At 68.0% G+C, this 17,793-nt stretch carries 13 protein-coding genes; 3 read left to right on the plus strand and 10 right to left on the minus strand.

All coding sequences use genetic code 11. The features are described from left to right. Nucleotides 1–80 precede the first annotated feature (80 nt). Complete coding sequence (locus OXS31_RS22480) at nt 81–1,892, plus strand: ABC transporter ATP-binding protein (RefSeq protein ID WP_027601313.1); 1,812 nt, start codon at nt 81–83, stop codon at nt 1,890–1,892. Between the two features lie 65 nt (nt 1,893–1,957). Beyond that, nucleotides 1,958–2,110, plus strand: coding sequence for a hypothetical protein (locus OXS31_RS22485; RefSeq protein WP_007162537.1), 153 nt, complete (start codon nt 1,958–1,960; stop codon nt 2,108–2,110). A 334-nt stretch (nt 2,111–2,444) separates the two neighbouring features. Here OXS31_RS22485 and treA read toward each other — a convergent pair whose 3' ends face one another. The 3 genes from treA to OXS31_RS22500 form a co-directional block, all read right to left on the minus strand. Next, nucleotides 2,445–4,088, minus strand: a complete 1,644-nt coding sequence (gene treA, locus OXS31_RS22490) for an alpha,alpha-trehalase TreA (RefSeq protein WP_051398732.1) — start codon at nt 4,086–4,088, stop codon at nt 2,445–2,447. A 99-nt stretch (nt 4,089–4,187) separates the two neighbouring features. Continuing rightward, nucleotides 4,188–6,101 (minus strand): ATP-binding protein, encoded by a 1,914-nt coding sequence (locus OXS31_RS22495; protein ID WP_027601314.1) that lies wholly within the window; start codon nt 6,099–6,101, stop codon nt 4,188–4,190. A 125-nt stretch (nt 6,102–6,226) separates the two neighbouring features. Beyond that, on the minus strand, nt 6,227–9,652 hold the full coding sequence (locus OXS31_RS22500; protein WP_267402149.1) for an SbcC/MukB-like Walker B domain-containing protein: 3,426 nt from the start codon (nt 9,650–9,652) through the stop codon (nt 6,227–6,229). 172 nt (nt 9,653–9,824) lie between these two features. Between OXS31_RS22500 and OXS31_RS22505 the strand changes: the two genes are divergently transcribed. Continuing rightward, the gene (locus OXS31_RS22505; RefSeq protein WP_155951402.1) at nt 9,825–9,962 is read left to right on the plus strand and encodes a hypothetical protein; all 138 of its coding nucleotides are present in this window, start codon (nt 9,825–9,827) and stop codon (nt 9,960–9,962) included. Nucleotides 9,963–10,004: 42 nt separating this feature from the next. On the opposite strand, the gene OXS31_RS22510 is transcribed toward OXS31_RS22505, so the two are convergent. From OXS31_RS22510 to ugpB, 7 genes are all read right to left on the minus strand, one after another. Then, nucleotides 10,005–11,180, minus strand: coding sequence for a zinc-dependent alcohol dehydrogenase (locus OXS31_RS22510; protein WP_027599041.1), 1,176 nt, complete (start codon nt 11,178–11,180; stop codon nt 10,005–10,007). After that, nucleotides 11,180–12,019: an SRPBCC family protein gene (locus OXS31_RS22515; RefSeq protein WP_027601316.1), complete on the minus strand. Its 840-nt coding sequence runs from the start codon at nt 12,017–12,019 to the stop codon at nt 11,180–11,182. The genes OXS31_RS22510 and OXS31_RS22515 overlap by 1 nt, the downstream gene beginning before the upstream one ends. Before the next feature lie 100 nt (nt 12,020–12,119). Then, a complete protein-coding gene (gene sbcD / locus OXS31_RS22520; protein ID WP_058791056.1) occupies nt 12,120–13,325 on the minus strand; it encodes an exonuclease subunit SbcD in 1,206 nt (401 codons plus the stop codon). 194 nt (nt 13,326–13,519) lie between these two features. Then, nucleotides 13,520–14,602 (minus strand): sn-glycerol-3-phosphate import ATP-binding protein UgpC, encoded by a 1,083-nt coding sequence (locus OXS31_RS22525; RefSeq protein WP_042138212.1) that lies wholly within the window; start codon nt 14,600–14,602, stop codon nt 13,520–13,522. Nucleotides 14,603–14,604: 2 nt separating this feature from the next. Beyond that, nucleotides 14,605–15,450 (minus strand): sn-glycerol-3-phosphate ABC transporter permease UgpE, encoded by an 846-nt coding sequence (gene ugpE / locus OXS31_RS22530; RefSeq protein WP_007162547.1) that lies wholly within the window; start codon nt 15,448–15,450, stop codon nt 14,605–14,607. Next, complete coding sequence (gene ugpA, locus OXS31_RS22535) at nt 15,447–16,334, minus strand: sn-glycerol-3-phosphate ABC transporter permease UgpA (protein WP_007162548.1); 888 nt, start codon at nt 16,332–16,334, stop codon at nt 15,447–15,449. Before ugpA ends, ugpE begins: the two co-directional genes overlap by 4 nt. A 75-nt stretch (nt 16,335–16,409) precedes the next feature. Beyond that, nucleotides 16,410–17,726: a sn-glycerol-3-phosphate ABC transporter substrate-binding protein UgpB gene (ugpB, locus tag OXS31_RS22540; protein ID WP_267402159.1), complete on the minus strand. Its 1,317-nt coding sequence runs from the start codon at nt 17,724–17,726 to the stop codon at nt 16,410–16,412. Nucleotides 17,727–17,793 lie beyond the last annotated feature (67 nt).

Raw genomic sequence — 17,793 nt, forward strand, 5'->3', positions numbered from 1 at the left:
CGATGTAAGCCTTTTGCCATAGCCTGGGGAACATGGCGACCGCCGCCTCGACTAATGCTGACCCCCGCCGAAGATCCGCCATGGCCCTCTCGACCTCCTTCGCTATCGTGCAACAGCAGATGCGCCGCGCTGCCGGCCTGGTCTGGAGTACCTCTCCCGCGCTGATGATCGGCCTGATCCTGGCGACCCTCGTCGCCGGCCTGCTGCCGGCACTGGCCGCCTGGCTGGGGCAGCGCATCGTCGATGCCGTGGTGGCGGCCATGCGGCTGCATGCCGACCAGGGCCAGGCACCGCTGTGGCCGGTACTGAAGTTCGTGCTGGCCGAAGCCGGGGTACTGGCGGCCCTGGCAGGCGCCCAGCGGCTGCTGTCGGTGCAGCAATCGCTGCTGCGGGTACGCCTTGGGCAGACCGTGAATCTGCTGATCCTGGAAAAGGCCCAAACCCTGTCGCTGGCACAATTCGAGGACGCCGACTTCTACGACAAGCTGGTGCGGGCCCGGCGCGAGGCCTCCATCCGGCCCCTGGCGCTGGTGACCAAGTCACTGACCCTGTTGCAGAACCTCATTTCCCTGATCAGCTTCGCCGTGTTGCTGGTGCATTTCTCGCCCTGGGCGCTGCTGTTGCTGGTGGTGGGCGCCCTACCGGTGTTCCTGGCCGAGGCGCGCTTTTCCGGCGATGCCTTTCGCCTGTTCAGCCGTCGTGCGCCCGAGACCCGCCGCCAGACCTATCTGGAGACGCTGCTTTCCCACGAGGCCTACATCAAGGAGGTCAAGCTGTTCGGCCTGGCGCCGCTGCTGCTGGAGCGCTATCGCACCACCTTCGCCAAGCTCTACGCCGAGGACCGCCGCCTGACCCTGAGACGTGACGGCTGGGGTTTCGTCTTTGGCCTGCTGGGCACCCTCGCCTTCTATGCCGCCTATGCCTGGGTGGTGCTCGATACCGTGCGTGGCCGCCTGAGCCTGGGCCAGATGACCCTCTACCTCACCCTGTTCCGCCAGGGCCAGGCCGCGGTCAGCGCCAGCCTGACCGCCCTGGGCGGCCTCTACGAGGACAGCCTCTACCTGAGCAATCTCTATGACTACCTGGGCCAGCCGACCAGCGCCGAAGGCGGCAGCCTCACCGCCGGCAGCCAGCCTGGCGACGGCCTGAGATTCGAAGGGGTCGGCTTCACCTATCCGGGTGCGGCCGCGCCAACGCTCAAGGACATCGGCTTTCACCTGGCGCCGGGCCAGAGCCTAGCGCTGGTGGGGGCCAACGGTTCGGGCAAGACCACCCTGATCAAGTTGCTGACCCGCCTGCACAGCCCGACGCAAGGCCGTATCCTGCTCGATGGCAGCGATCTGCAGGAGTGGCAGCCGGCGGCCCTGCACAGGCGCATCGGCGTCATCTTCCAGGACTTCATCCGCTACCAGCTCACCGCCGGTGAAAACCTGGGCGTCGGCGACACCCAGGCCTTCAATGACGAGGCGCGCTGGCGCAAGGCGGCCGAGCAGGGGCTGGCCGACGAGGTCATCGCCGGTCTGCGCGAGGGCTACGAGACTCAGCTCGGACGCTGGTTCATGGGCGGCCAGGAACTGTCCGGCGGGCAGTGGCAGAAGATCGCCCTGTCGCGCGCCTACATGCGCGAGGACGCCGACATCCTGGTGCTGGACGAACCCACCGCCGCGCTGGACGCCGCGGCCGAGGCGGTGATCTTCGAGCGCTTTCGCGCCCAGGCGCAGCAACGTATGACCCTGCTGATCTCCCATCGCTTCTCCAGCGTGCGCAACGCCGACCAGATCCTGGTGCTGGAAGATGGGGAGATCCGCGAGCGGGGCGATCACGAGGGGTTGCTGGCCAGCGGTGGTCGCTATGCCCAGCTGTTCGATCTGCAGGCCAGAGGCTATCGCTGATCGCCGGTGGCGAACTTCGCGCCAGGGGCTCTGCCCAACGTTTGACAACCACTCGCGGAGGCCGCATGAACGATCAGATCAAGGAAAACCCCGACGACCTGGACATCGATCCGGACATCGCGCCCGATCCCGAGGAGCCCGTGGGCGAAGATCCGGATGACAAGCCGGTAGAGGAGCGCCTGCCGCAGAAGAATCCGCGCAATCCGGAGTACAGCTGATGAACGCCATCCTGCCGCTGCCCGAGGATGAAGACCCGGAAGGGCTGCATCCGGCGGAGTTGCCGGCCGACGAGGACGATGCGCCGCCGGTGGATCCGCTGTGAAATCTAGCGTCAGTATTCGGATAGCGCTGGCGTAGGGTTTGCCCTCACCCCGGCCCTCTCCCGGAGGGAGAGTGGAAAGAGCGGCTCGCAGGTTGGGTTGAGCGCAGCGAAGCCCAACGGGTGAGTCATCACTTCTGGATTATTGGGCTTCGACGATAGAGCTGTCTCAGCCCAACCTATGGGTCTCACGCGATGAAAAAGGTCCGCCGTAGCGGACCTTTTCTTTTGCCCTATTTCGCGCCGGGTTGCGGTTTGTAGAGTTCGAGCAGCTTGAGCGTGACGCCATTGGTCCAGCCGAAGCCGTCCTGCAACTCGTACTCGCCGCCACCGCCACCCTGGCCGCCGGTGAGGTCGTATTTCTCCACCAGCTTCTGCTCGCGGGCGTAGAGGTTCTGCACCTGGGTCAGGAAGCGGGTGCCAATGTCGGCGGCCAGCTTGTCCTGCTGGTAGCGGCGCAGGCCGTCCACGGCCACCCACTGCAGCGGTGCCCAGCCATTAGGTTCGTCCCACTGCTGGCCGGTCTTGACCGTGGTGGTGGCGATGCCGCCCGGACGCAGCAGCTGGTTGGCCACGGTCGCCGCGGTCTGGTCGGCGCTGCTCTGGCTGGCGGCGCCCACGAACAGCGGGAACAGGGTGGCGGCGGAGAGCTTGTCGGTGCGGCGCTTGGCCTGCCAGTCGAAGTCGGTGTAGTAACCGGCGGGATTCCACAGGTAGCGGTCGATGGCCTGCTGACGGGTCTTGGCCTTCTGGCTGTAGGCCTGGACGCAACTGGCCTCGCCGGTCTTCTCGCAGGCCTTGGCGATGGTCTGCTCCAGGTGATAGAGCAGGCTGTTGAGGTCTACCGGCGCGATGGCGGTGGTGCGGATGGTCGCCAGGGTCTTGCCGTCGCCCAGCCAGCGCGAGGAGAAGTCCCAACCGCTCTCGGCGCCGGCGCGCAGGTCACGATAGACCTCGCCGGCCGGTCGGCCCTTGGCCTGGGCGGCGGTGGCCAGGTCTTCCATGTAGGACTCCTGACGCGGGGTGTCGCGGGCATCCCAGTAGCGATTGAGCAGGGTGCCATCGGCCAGTCTGACCACATGGGCATTGGCCTGGCCCGGTTGTAGGCCTTCGGCGCCGGCCATCCAGTAGGCGTATTCCTTCTGCAGCTGCGGCAGGTAGCGACGATAGGCGGAGTCGCCTTCCAGGCTGGCCTGCAGGTCGACCATGTAGGCGAAGAACGGCGGTTGCGAGCGACTCAGGTAGTAGCTGCGGTTGCCGTTGGGGATGTGACCGTAGACGTCGATCTCATGGGCGAAGTTGTCCACCATGTCGCGGACCAGGTCGGTGCGCCCGTCCTTGGCCAGCCCCAGCATGGTGAAGTAGGAATCCCAGTAGTAGACCTCACGGAAGCGGCCACCCGGCACCACATAGGGCTTGGGCAGCGGCAGCAGGCTGCTGTAGGCCGGCACCTCTTCGTAATGGCGGGTCAGCACCGGCCAGAGGTCCTTGACGTGGGTGGGCAGGTCGGCCCCCGCCTTGGGCGGGGCGGCCTTGATCGGATCGGATTCTTCGAAGTTGGCGCTGACGAAGGCCTTGAGGTCGAAGCCGGGCTTGTCGCGCTGGGCCAGGTAGTCCTGGCGGATGTCGGCTGGATTGCGCTTGGGCAGGGCATCGACGAAGTGCTTCTGGTCGCTGAACAGCTTGCCCTGCTGTACCGCGGTGAACAGCTCGGGATAGGCCTGGTCCGGCGGCACGGCGCGGGCGTTGCTGGCATCGCGCCAACTCCAGGTCGGGGTTTCCGGCTTGCTGCCCTCATGGGCGCAGGCGGCGAGAAAGGCGATGGACAGGGACAGGACGAGCATCCGCGCGGGTGGCGCAGGTGGCAGGCGTTTCATGAAGCGCTCCTTTTCTTGTCGACACGACAGCAGCCGCAACGGAGGTTGCGACTCGAAAGGATCGACCCTGGCGCGCCGCGACAGTTCGCCGCGACCGGCTCAGCCGCCCGGACGCAGACGCCTCACGCAGCGCGCCAGCTCTTCCAGGCCGAAGGGTTTGCCGATAAGTTCGACGCCCTCTTCCGCCAGCTCCGGCAGGGACGCCGGATCCGCCTGGCCGGACAGATAGAGCACCGGCAGTCCGGGCGTGGTGGCTCGCGCCTGCTCGGCCAGTTGCCGGCCGTCCAGCCCGGCGAGACCGAGACTGGTCACCAGCAGGTCGATGCGCAGGGTGCCGGAGGCGATGAGCGCGACGGCGGTGGCGCTGTCGGCCACCGCCAACGGCGTGTAGCCCAGTTCCGCCAACACCTCGCCGATGATGACGCGGACTTCGCGCTCTTCTTCGACGATCAGCGCGCAGTCGCCGGAGACTTCCGGCAGCACCGGGCCCTCGGCGTCGTTGGGCGCGCTTTCCGGCGCCGGCCGGGCCAGCAGCCGCGGCAGATAGAGGCTGATGCAGGTGCCCTCGCCCACCACCGAGTGGATCTCCACCTGGCCACCGGACTGGCGGACGAAACCGTAGATCATCGACAGCCCGAGTCCGGTGCCGCGCCCGCTGGGTTTGGTGGTGAAGAAGGGTTCGCAGGCGCGCTTGAGGGTATCGGCGTCCATGCCGGTGCCGGTATCGCAGACCTGGATGCGGACGAAATCGCCGTCCACCGTCTCGATCGGCAGACCGATGCTCAGGGGTCCGCTGACATTGTCCACCCGGATGCTCAGGTTGCCGCCCTCGGGCATGGCGTCGCGGGCGTTGATGGCCAGGTTGAGGATGGCGTTTTCCAGCTGGTGCGGATCGCAGTGCAGCAGCCAGAGGTCGGTGTCGAGCTGGACGTCCTTGCGGATCTTCTTGCCCAGGCTGTGGCGCAGCAATTCGTGCATGCCCTGCACAAGCTGGCCGGCATCCACCGGGCGGGGTTCGAGCACCTGGCGGCGGGCGAAGGCCAGCAGCCGCTGGGTCAGGGCCGCGGCGTTCTCCGCCGAGCGGGTGGCGGTGTCCAGGTAGCGTTCCAGCTCCTGGATACGGCCCTGTTGCACCCGGCGGCGCATCAGGTCGAGGGAGCCGACGATGCCGGTCAGCAGGTTGTTGAAGTCGTGGGCGATGCCGCCGGTGAGTTGGCCGATGGCTTCCATCTTCTGCGCCTGGCGCAACTCTTCTTCCAGGGCCACCAGTTCCTGGCTGCGCACCTCGATGCGCTCTTCGAGGTTGCGATTGAGTTCGTCCAGCGCCTCGCGGGTGTGGACGGCTTCGCTGACGTCGCGGGAAATGGAGAGGAATTTCAGCGGGCTGCCGTCATCGCCGAGGATCGGTGTGACCACCACGTCCCACCAGCGCCGGGTGCCCTTGGCGGTGGGCGCGAGTCCGGTGAAGCGGCCGATGCCACCCTGCCGCGCCGCCTCGATGGCGGCGGTCACCTCATGGCGCTGCTCCTCGGGCCAGAGTTCGGCCCAGAGGCGGCCCTGGAAGGGAATGAAGTCGTCGATCTCCATGACCATGAGACCGCCCGGATTCATGTACTCCAGGCGCCCTTCCAGATCGATCAGCTTGATGCAGTCGACGCTGCAGACCATCACGCTGCGCTTGAAGGCCTCGCCCTGCCAGAGTTCGGCTTCATGGCGACGCTGCGCGGTGACGTCCAGCAGTACGCCGCCGGCCTCGCGCCGCTGGAACTGCAGGCAGCGCAGCTGGCCATCGGCGCCCTGGCGCCAGGCCTCCCAGACCTGCCCCGGGGCGGGCAGCAGGCCCTCGGGTGGCGCGCTGCGGCTCTGCAGATCGCTCAGCAACTCGGCGGGCGCGAGCCCCCGGGCCAGTACCTCGGCGTCCCGTTCCAGCATGGCCGCGCAGGCAGCATCCGCGCGCCATCTGGCGCGGCTGGGATCGTATTCGAACAGGCCGACGGCAAGGAACTGGGACATGGTGGTTAGTGGCCGGTAGGAGAAGGAGATGTCATAACGCCAGCAGACGAGGCGAACCCGTCTACGTTAACAGTTTCGACGTTTCGCTTCGCGCTGGGCTTCGACCACTGCACCGGAAAAATTACTCACTCGGTAGCGTTTTTCTCCACCGCATAGCGCCGCTCCAGGCCGCTATGGCCAAGGCCGACGCCCTTGCGCACCTTGAGCTGCACCGGGATGCGCTCCTTGAGGGCCTCCACGTGGCTGATGATGCCGATGGTCTTGCCACTTGCATTGAGCTGGTCGAGGGCATCCAGGGCGACCTCCAGGGTCTCGCCATCCAGGGTGCCGAAGCCTTCGTCGAGAAACAGCGAATCGATGCCGGTGCGCTGGCTGACCAGATCCGACAGGGCCAGCGCCAGGGCCAGGCTCACCAGGAAGCTCTCGCCGCCGGAAAGGGTGCGGATGTCGCGCAGGGCATCGGCCTGCCAGGTGTCGAGGATCTGCAACTCCAGTTCGGCGGCCTGGCGCCGGAAGAGTCGATAGCGACCGTGCAGGCGCATCAGCTGACCATTGGCCAAGTGCACCAGGTGATCCAGAGTCAAGCCCTGGGCGAACTTGCGGAACTTGGCGCCATCCGCCGAGCCGATCAGGCCGTTGAGATGCTGCCAGAGATCATGATCGCGCTCCTGGGCGGCGATCTCGCCGAGCAGCGCCTGCAGGCCGTCCCGCCGCCGTTCGTCTTCGCGCAGGGCGGCATTGACCTCGCCCTGGCGCTGGCCCAGGGCGCGCAATTCGGCGCCGGCGGCGGCCAGTTCGGCATCCAGCTCGGCGGCGCTGCGGTCGGTGAGCGGCTCGGCAGCCAGGGCGGCGTGCCGCTCCCGCGCGGCCCCTGCCAGGGCGCGGGCTTCGGTCAGGGCGGTCTCGAGGCGGGTGCGCTCCGCGGTCAGGGCGCTGTGCTGGTGGTCGTCCAGCTGTGCGGCGCGCCAGGAGTCGGCATCGGCGAAGGCACTGGCGGCCAGGGCGGCCTGCCAGCGCTCGCCGGCTTCGCGGGCCAGTTGCACCTCACCCGCCAGCCGCTCGTGCAGCGCCTGGTGCGTGCCCTGCAGCGCCGCACCCTGCTCGCGGCAGTCTTCCCAGGTCGCGGTCGCCTCGGCGAGCACGGCCGTAGCGGCCTCCGGCGCTACCGGGGCGGGGGTGACCTCGCCGGCGCGCTGGCGCCAGGTCGCGACCAGCGGGGCCAGGATGGCCAGGCGCTGGGCGAGGTCCCTGTGCAGCTGCTGCAAGGCCTGAGCGCGCTGGCTGTCGGCCTGCCAGAGCCGCCACTCCTGGTCGCGCTGGGCCAGCCATTCGCCGGCACGACCAGGGACCTCATGGCCCCAGCCAGCCAGTTCCTCGCCCAGCTGCCGCTCGGCCCTGGCCTGTTGTGCCTGGGCCTGACGCAGCTCCTCGGCACCTTCGGCCAGCGCCTGGCGCGCCCGCTCCCAGGCGGCCTCGGCCAGCGCCAGGCGCTGTTCGGCATCGGCCTGCTGACGCGCCAGGCGCTGGGCTTCGTTGCGCCCCTCCTCGCCCTGCTGACGCAGGCCATCGAGGGTGGCGAGCACCTGCTGGATGCGCGCCAGTTCCTGATCCTGCCGGCGGCGCAATTCGGCGATGGCACCGGGCGCCTCGGGATCGGCGCCCAGGGCCGTGCAACGCTGGCGCCAGAGTTCGCCCAACTGGTCCAGCTGCTGACTGGCCTCGGCCTGCTGATCGTTGGCCTGATCGAGTTGCGCCTTGAGCGCCGCCAGGGCTTCGCTGAGGTCCTTGCCTTCCTGGGTCAGGCGCTCCAGCTCGGCCTTGGCGTCCTGCAGGGCGGTCTGGGTGGCGGAGACGTCCAGGGCGGCATAGTCGGCCACCGCGGGGTGTTCGCGGGAGCCGCACAGCGGACAGGGTTCGTCGGGCTGCAACTCGGCGCGCTGGGCTTCCAGGCTGCGGATGACCCTTTCCTGTTCGAGCAGCTTTTCGCGCTCGCGCACCTGCTGGGCGACTTCACGATAGCGTCCACGCAGGGCCTCCAGGCGCACCTGATGCTCGCCATGCTGGCGCTGGCGTTCACCCTGGCTGCGCGCCAGGCGCTCCAGCTGGGCCTGCAGCTGACGCCGACGCTCGACCAGCTGGTCCAGCTGGTCCACCTCGTTGACCCGTCCCAGCGCCGCCTGCCAGAGGGCGCGCCAGGCCTTTTCGTCGCGGCCGTCCAGTGCGGCCTGCCAGCGTTCGTGCTGGGCCTGCTCCGCCGTCTGGGCCTGGGCGGCCTGCGCCTGCGCACGGGTCAGCGCCCCCTGCTGGGCCTCGCGTTCCTCGGCCAGCAGCTGCAGCTGACGGGTCTGTTCTTCCTGGCGGCGCGTCAGGCGCGCCAGGGCCTCGGCTCTTTCGTCGCGCAGGGCCAGCTGGCTGCGCCAGTCGCCCAGGCGCTCGCCGAGTTCGGCATGGCGGGTCCGCTCGGCCAGACTCTGCTCCAGGCGCTGTTGTTCATCCAGCGCCTGCGCCTGCTCCGCCTCGGCCTGGCGCAGCTGTTCGCCACTGGCGCCCAGGGCCTGGGCCAGGGCGGCGTCGCGGCGGCTGGCCAGGGTCTGGATCCGCTGGTCGAGTTGGGCCAGTTCGTCCCGGCTGCGCTGTTCACGCGCCGCGGCCTCACGCCAGGCCTGTTCGATGGGCAGCAGCCGCGCCGCCGGCTCGGCCGCGGCCAGCCGTTGGCGCTGCGGCTCGGCGGCGTCCCAGGCCTGCTGCGCCGCAGCCAGCCGGGTGGCGGCCTGCTGCTCGCCCGCCGTCGCCTGCTCCAGGGCGCTCAGCCACTGGCGCTGGACCTGCAAGGTCTTGAGGTCCGCGCCCAGGCGTTCTTCGCGCTGCGCCAGGCCGGTGCCTTCGGCGGCCAGTGCCTGACGGCTTTCGTCATCCAGCACCTCGACCCCGGCGACGCGTTGGCGCAGGCCCTCCAGCACGCCCTTGGCCTCGCGCGCGCGTTCGAACACCCGCTGGGAGATCTGCCCGTACACCGCGGTCCCGGTCAGCTCTTCCAGCAATTCGGCGCGCTGGCTGGCGCTGGCTTCCAGGAAGGCGGCGAAGCCCCCCTGGGCCAAGAGCATGGAACGGGTGAAGCGCTCGAAGTCGAGGCCGGTGAGTTCTTCGGTGAGTCTGAGCTTGTCGCCGGTCTTTTCGGCGAGGATGCTGCCGTCGAGCCTGGCCAGTTCCACCTTGGGCGGCTGCAGGGCGCCATCGGCGCGGTCGCGGGCGCGTCTCTGGCTCCAGAAGGCTCGATAGCGCTCGCCACGCACGGCGAATTCCACCTCGGCGAGGCAGTCGCCGGTGTGACGGGTCATGAGTTCGTTGCTCTCTCCGCCCACCTTGCTCATGCGCGGCGTGCGGTGATAGAGCGCCAGGCAGATGGCGTCCAGCAAGGTGGTCTTGCCCGCCCCGGTCGGCCCGGTGATGGCGAACAGGCCGCTACTGGCGAAGGGTTCGGCGGTGAAGTCGATCTTCCACTCACCCTTGAGGGAATTGAGGTTCTTCAGGCGCAGGGTGAGGATCTTCATCGGGCTTTTCCAGGACGACTCGGCGAACCGCCGATTCTGGCATTGTTGGGCGCGCTCGCCCATGCCAACCGACCACTCGACCTGTGGTCGTGCCCACCGCTGAACTTGCCCCCGCCTACGCTCTCAACTGCAAGGTATCGCTCTGCAACCACGTATCCCGGGAGGATTCGTCGTGCGCTCGCCCCTGTCTCCCTTAGATTTTCTCGGCATGCCCCTGCTGGTCGGCCTGGGCACCCTGGCGCTGGTCAGCTGCAGTGGCGGCCACAAGGTCGCGGCGCTGTGGCAGCCGCTGGCGACCTGGCTGGTCTAGGTGCTGAAAGTCCGGTGAGCCCTTAGATCCCCGGGCGACCCCTCACGGCATGAATACCGCCCTCATGCAGTTCTTGTCCTTGGACTTGAACAGCTCGTAGCCATAGGGCGACTCTTCCAGGCTCATCGGATGGGTGAGCAGATAGGACGGATCCAGTTCGCCCTTCTGGATGTGTTCGAACAGCCGCTCCACATAGCGCTGGCCCGGCTGCTGGCCCGATCTCAGGGTCAGGGCCTTGTTGACGATGGCGCCCATGGGGAATTTGTCGATCACCCCGCCATAGACCCCGATCACCGAGACCGTGCCACCCTTGCGACAGGCGCGGATGGCCTGGCGCAGCGCCGAACCGCGCTCGGTGTGCAGGCGCAGCAGCTGCTTGGTCTTGTCGTAGGCGTAGTCGACCTGGGTGCCATGGGCCTCCATGCCGACGCAGTCGATGCAGCGATCCGGACCGCGGCCACCGGTCAGCTCCAGCAGCGCCTCATGGATGTTGGTGGTCTCGTAGTCGAGGACGATGGCGCCGGCCTTCTCGGCCGCCAGTTGCAGGCGATCGCTGAAGCGGTCGATGGCGATGACCCGTTCGGCGCCCAGCAGGTAGGCGCTGCGAATGGCCATCTGCCCGACCCCGCCGCAGCCCCAGACCGCCACGGTGTCGCCGGGCTGGATGTCGGCGATGTCGGCGGCGTAGTAGCCGGTGGGCACGGCGTCGGAAACGAACACCGCCTGGGCGTCGCTGACCCCGTCGGGCACCTTGAACAGATTGACGTCGGCATAGGGCACCCGCACATAGGTGGCATGGCTGCCGGCATAGCCACCGAAGGCGTGGCTATAGCCGAAGATGCCGGTGCAGGGCTGCCCATAGGCCAATTCGGTCAGTTCGGGCTTGGGATTGCTGTTGTCGCAGCAGTTGTAGTCTTCGCGCTGGCAGTGCTCGCAGTCACCGCAGCCGAGGATGGAGACCGTCACCACCCGGTCGCCGATGGCCAGGCCCTGATTGCGCAGGCCGCTGCCCAGTTCGACGATCTCGGCGAGGAATTCGTGGCCGATGATGTCGCCCGGCTTCATCGCCGGGACGTAGCCGCCCAGTAGGTGCAGGTCCGAGCCGCATACCGAGGACATGATGACGCGCACGATGGCGTCACGCGGGTTGAGGATCTCCGGATCCGGGACGGTTTCCACCTGCAGACGGTTGGGGGCTTGCCAGGTCAGGGCGCGCATCATTCGGTCCTCGCTTGGGTGCCCAGGCCGGCGTCGAGGTCGGCCTGGGGTTCGTCGGCCGGACGGCTCACCGGCGGATGGGGGGGCGCCAAGGGTCGACCGCTGCGGGTGACCTCGGGGGTGGCGATCTCGCCGGTCTCCAGTTGCTGCTTGAGGCGCCGCAGACCCAGGTTGACCGCCTTGCCGGTGAAGCGGCTGATGCCTTCGGTGACCGCATGGCCGAGCAGGCCGGCCGGGGCTTCGCAGGCCAGTACCGCCTGAACCAGGGTGCCGCGGCCCTGGGGCGCGTCGCTGAAGGTCAGACTGGCCTTGTGCGCCATGACCGTGCCGGGCACGGTGCTCCACAGCAGGAATTCGTTTTCGCGACGCTCGCTCTGCTCCAGGGTCCAGCTCAGGGTGCGCCCCAGGGGACCGGAGGCATGCCAGTGGCTGTCGCCATCGGCGCCCAGCTCGATGCGGTCGACGAAGGGCAGCAGCTCGCGCAGGTGCTGCAGGTCAGTGCAGTAGGCGAACACCTCTTCACGCGGCTTGGCGATGGTGACGCTGCGCTGGATGGCGGTGGGATTGCGCCAGCCCCAGCGCTCGGCCAAGGCCTGCTCGAAGGGCGAAGGCTGCAAGGCGGCCTTGAGTTCGCACCGCTGTCGGACCCCGCGGCTGAGCGCCATGGCCCCCAGGGCCAGCTTCACGCAGCCGGTCAGACCACCGCGGCGCAGACCGCCAAGGATCAGCAGGCCGCCGCCCAGCAGGGACACCAGGCGTTCGGTGCCCTGGACATTGGGTACCTGGTTGTCGGTGCGCTCATGGCGCGTGGCAGCGAGGGGTTGCGATAGGTCGTGCATGGGGTCTCCTCCGGTATGGGCTACATAGAGAGGGTGACCCCGGGCAAACGGGCCTTGTTCCGGACGAAAAAGCTGGTCCGATGGAAGCGTTTCGCTGCGATCAGGCCGGCAACTCGCCGAGAACCTCGCGGTAAAGGCCTTCCAGACGACTGCGCAGCTCGTCATCCAGGGTCTCGGCGGCCAGGCGCTGGCTGAAGACGTCCAGCGGACTGAGCTCCTCCAAGGTCTCGCGCGGATTGCCCTGCAAGGTAGGCGCTACCAGGCTGCGCGCACGCCTTACCCGCAGCACCTCCAGCGGCAGGTCGGCCACCAGTGCCGAGATACGCGGCTGCAGATCGGCCAGGTAGTCGTCACCGACCACCACCACCTCGGCCCACACCGGGCACGCGGGACTGCCATCGGCCGCTGCCTCGATCAGAGCCGCGCCCAGGGTGTCGAGGCTGCCCTGCACCACGGCCAGGGGCTGGAAACAGGGCACCGCCAGGGGCGTGATCCGCTCCAGGGCACTGCCGAACTCCACCAGCAGGACTTCCTTGTCCCGCTGCTCGTCAAAACTCAGGCACAGCGGCGAGCCGCTGTAGCGCACCTGCTCCAGGCCGCCAACCCGCTGGGGTCGGTGGATATGGCCGAGGGCGATGTAGTCCGCCGGCGGAAAGGCGCTGGTGGGAAAGGCGTCGAGACTGCCGACATAGATCTCCCGCACCGACTCGCTGGCGCTGGCGCCCACGGTGGTCAGGTGGCCGGTGGCGATGATCGGCAGCGTCGCGCCCAGTTCCGCGCGGCGCGCCTCGGCCAGGGCGTAGAGCTCGGCGTAGTGGCCCTGGATGGCCTGCTGCAGCGCCTGGCGCTTGTCATCGGCGCTCTGCCCGGCCTGGCTCTGCAGCACGTCACGCGGCCGCACGAAGGGAATGCCGCAGAGCAGCGCGCCGAGCTCGCCGTCGCGGCGACGCAATTCCAGCAGCTGGTCGGCTGGCGTCGCGCTGACGCAGGGGATCACCCGGGTGTCCAGGCAGGCCAGCAATTCGCGGGACTCGGCCAGCACCGCGGCGGAATCATGGTTGCCGCCGAGCACCACCAGGCTGGCGCCGGTAGCGCGCAGGGCGACGATGAAGCCGTTGTACAGCTCGCGGGCGTAGCTCGGCGGCGTGGCGGTGTCGAAGATGTCTCCCGCCACCAGCACCACGTCCACCTCCTGCTCCGCCACCTGGTCGACCAGCCAGGCGAGAAAGGCGCGATGCTCGGCCTCGCGGGTGCGCCCGAGGAAATGCTGCCCCAGGTGCCAGTCGGAGGTGTGCAGCAGGCGCAGGCCGCTGGCGGGCGAAGCCTTGCGGGCGCGCCTGGGCTTGGGTTTTTCCTCGGGGACGGCGGGCAGATCGAACAGCGGGAGGTTTTCCATGGGTATCGGCGGTCAGCGCGGCAAAGGGCGTAGTATCCTCTCCGGGGCGCCGGAGGGAAACCGCCCCACGCCCCGACCGGACCGGCGTGCCTAGTGCCTGAAGCCTAGTACCGCGGCTCTAGACGCTGACCGGAGGCGGCATCGAACAGGTGCAGGTGCTCCTGCGGCGCGCGCAGCTGCAGGACGTGGCCCGGCGCCGGCCGCTGCTGATGCGGCAGGCGCACCACCAGCCCCTGCTCGCCCCAGCGCCCATGGGCCAGGTTGTCGGCGCCGAGGATCTCCAGGGTGCGGACCACCAGCGGCAGCCCCTGCTCGGGGTCGCTGCAGGGTTGCAGGTGCTCGGGCCGGATGCCCAGGCAGACCGGGCGTCCGGCCAGGTGGCGATAGCCCGGCCCGAGGGGCAGCCGCAGACCGCCCGGCACGTCGCAGTGACTGCCCGCGGCGTCGACCTGGCCGTCCAGCAGATTCATTGCCGGACTGCCGATGAAGCTGGCGACGAAGCGCGTCGCCGGGCGTTCGTAGACCTCCACCGGGGTGCCGAGCTGTTCGACCACCCCTGCCTGCATCACCACCACCCGCTGGGCCAGGGTCATGGCCTCCACCTGGTCGTGGGTGACATAGAGGCTGGTGGTCGCGAGTCGCTGGTGCAGCTGCTGCAACTCCAGGCGCATCTGCACCCGCAGCTTGGCGTCCAGGTTGGACAGCGGCTCGTCGAACAAAAACACCGCCGGATCGCGCACCAGGGCGCGGCCCATGGCCACCCGTTGGCGCTGGCCGCCGGACAGCTCTCGCGGCCGCCGTTCGAGCAGGCCATCCAGTTCCAGGATGCGCGCCGCCTCCTTGACCCGGGTGGCGATCTCGGCGCGGCCGAGACCGGCGATCTTGAGGCCCCAGGCCAGATTCTCGGCCACGCTCATGTGCGGATAGAGAGCATAGTTCTGGAACACCATGGCGATGCCGCGCGCCTTGGGTTCCAGCGCGGTGACGTCACGCCCGCCGATGTGGATGCTGCCGGCGCTGACCCGCTCCAGCCCGGCCACCAGCCGCAGCAGGGTGGACTTGCCACAGCCCGAAGGGCCCACCAGCACGATGAATTCGCCATCCGCCACCTGAAGATCAAGCGGCTGGATGACCTGGGTCTTGCCGTTCCAGCTCTTGGAGACGGCCCTGAGTTCGAGGTTTGCCATGGTTACTTTTCGCTATCCACCAGACCGCGCACGAAGGCGCGTTGCATGACCAGCACCACTGCCACCGGCGGGATCAGGGTGAGCAGCATGGCCGCCATCACCTGGTTCCACTGCGGCGCCCGCTCGCCGAGCGAGAGCATGCCGCGAATGCCGGCCACGGCGGTGCCGAGATCGGGGTTGCTGACGATCAGCAACGGCCAGAGGTACTGGTTCCAGCCGTAGATGAAGGTGATGACGAACAGCGCCGCCAGGTTGGTCCGCGACAGCGGCAGGACGATGTCGCGAAAGAAGCGCATCGGCGAGGCGCCATCGATGCGCGCCGCTTCCAGCAACTCGTCGGGCAGCGTCAGGAAGAACTGGCGGAACAGGAAGGTGGCGGTCGCCGAGGCCATCAGCGGCAGGGTCAGGCCGGCGTAGCTGTCCATCATTCCCAAATGGCCGATGGTGTCCACGGTGGGAAAGATGCGCACCTCCACCGGCAGCATCAGGGTGATGAAGATCAGCCAGAAGGCCAGGGTGCGCAGTGGAAAGCGAAACCAGACGATGGCGAAGGCCGAGAGGATGGACACCGACAGCTTGCCCAGGGTGATGCCCAGCGCCATCAGGAAGCTGTTGAGCAGCAACCGCCAGAACGGCGCGGTGCTGTTGCCCACGCCCTGGGTCCAGATCAGGCTGAGGTTGTCCCAGAGATGGCGCCCCGGGATCAGGCTCATGGGCGTGGCGAACACCGCCCGGTCATCGAGGGTGGCGGCCACGAAGGCCACATAGAGTGGAAAGAGGATGACGCCGATGCCCAGCACCAGCATCAGGTGGCACAGCAGCGTCAGTCCGCGGCGATTCTCGATCATTGATAGCGTACCCGGCGTTCGACATAGCGGAACTGCACCACCGTGAGCACGATGACCAGCAGCATCAGCACCACCGACTGGGCAGCGGAGGCGGAGAGGTCGAGCCCGGTGTAGCCCTCGCGGTAGATCTTGTAGATCAGCGTGGTGGTGGCCTGCACCGGACCGCCGCCGGTGGCGGCGTCGATCACCGGAAAGGTGTCGAAGAAGGCGTAGACCAGGTTGACCACCAGCAGGAAGAAGCTGACCGGCGCGATCAGCGGCAGCGACAGCTGCAGGAAGCGGCGCAGCGGCCCGGCGCCGTCGATGGCGGCTGCCTCCAGCAGCGAGCGCGGGATGGCTTGCAGCGCCGCGAAGAAGAACAGGAAGTTGTAGCTGATCTGCTTCCACACCGAGGCGAGCACCACCAGGAACATCGCCTGGCCGGCGTTCTGGGCGTGGTTCCAGTGATAGCCGTAGCGCTCCAGCAGCAGGGTGAGCAGACCGAGACCGGGGTTGAACAGAAAGATCCACAGCACCGCGGCGATGGCCGGCGCCACCGCATAGGGCAGCAGCAGCAGGGTCTGGTAGACCCGGCTGCCGCGCACCACCAGGTCGACCAGCGCCGCCAGCACCAGGGACACCAGCAGGCCGCAGCCGGTCACCAGCGCGCTGAAGGTCAAGGTGGTCCAGAAGGAGGCCAGATACAGCGGGTCCTGGAATAGCTGACGGAAGTTGTCGAGGCCGACGAACTGGCTGGACAGGCCGAAGGGATCGACGCTCTGCAGCGAATACCAGAGCGTCTTGCCGGCGGGCCAGAGAAAGAACACGGCGGTGATCGCCAGCTGGGGTGCCAGCAGCGCATAGGGCAGCCAGCCGGTGGGAAAGACCTGACGGGATGTGGACATGGGCGCACGCATCGTCGCGAAAAGAGGAGCGGCGCCGGCAGTCATCGGCCGGCGCCGCCAGGGCGGATCCCAGGCTTACTGGGTGGATTTCTCGAAGCGGCGCAACAGCACGTTGCCGCGCTGCACGGCGGCATCCAGCGCCTGCTGCGGGGCCTGCTTGCCGGTCCAGACGCTTTCCAGCTCTTCGTCGATCACCGCGCGGATCTGCGGCATGTTGCCCAGGCGCAGGCCCTTGGTGAAGGCCAGCGGCGGCTTGTTCAGCATCTGCCGGGTGGCGATGTCGGCCCCCGGATTCTTGCTGTAGAAGCCCTGCTCGCGGGTCAGGTCGTAGGCCGCCTTGGTGATCGGCAGGTAGCCGGTCAGCTGGTGCCATTCGGCGGCGATCTCCGGCTGCGCCAGGAAGGCGAGGAATTCGGCCACGCCGCGCTTCACCGCCGCATCCTGGCCCTTGAACACCCAGAGGCTGGCGCCGCCGATGATGGCGTTCTGGGGAGCGCTCTTGAGGTCGCCGTCATAGGGCATCATGGCCACACCGAAGTCGAATTTGGCGTAGTGGCGGATGTTGGCCAGCGAGCCGGACGAGGTGGTCAGCATGGCGCAGTCGCCGTTGTAGAACTTCTCCGTGGGTTCGTCCTTGCGACCGACGTAGGTGAAGTCGCCGCGCTTGCCCATCGCCTGCAACAGGGCGATGTGCCTGACCTGCGGCGCCTGGTTGAACTCCAGCACCGCGTCGCTGCCCAGGTAGCCGTTGTCCTGGCTGGCGAAGGGCAGGCCGTTCCAGGCGCTGAAGTTTTCCAGCTGGACCCAGCTCTGCCAGCCGCTGGTATAGCCGCACTTCAGGCCGGCGGCGCGCAGCTTGGCGCTGTCGTCGGCGAGCTCCTTCCAGGTCTTGGGTGGCGCTTCCGGATCGAGGCCGGCCTGCTTGAAGGCCGCCTTGTTGTAGTAGAGCACCGGGGTGGAACTGTTGAACGGCATGGACAGCAGTTGACCGGTCTTGGCGTCGCTGTAGTAGCTGGCGACGGTGGGTACGAAGCCCGCTTCATCCAGCTTCACACCCGCATCCTTGAACACCTGGTAGACCGGCTCGATGGCGTTGGACGCCATCATGGTCGCGGTGCCCACTTCGTAGACCTGCAGGATGGCCGGCGGCTTGCCGGTCCGGAAGGCGGCGATGCCGGCCGCCAGATTCTGCTCGTAGTTGCCCTTGTACACCGGCTGCACCTGGAATTCCGGGTGCGCCTGGTTGAAGCGCTGGGCCAGGGAGTCGACCTCCTTGCCAAGCTCCGCATCCATCGAATGCCAGAAGGGAATGGGCGTGGCCGCCCAAACCGGGCCGCCGCTCAGCAGCCCGAGCACCACACCCAACGTCATACCGCGAAGCGAAGCCTGCATGTCCGTACCGCCCTTGTCGAAGGTCCAGGAATCGAAAGCGCGAAAACGCGCCTCCCGTGTTCGGAAG

This window comes from Pseudomonas sp. GM_Psu_1 (assembly GCF_026544185.1).
GTDB classification, from domain to species: domain Bacteria; phylum Pseudomonadota; class Gammaproteobacteria; order Pseudomonadales; family Pseudomonadaceae; genus Chryseomonas; species Chryseomonas oryzihabitans.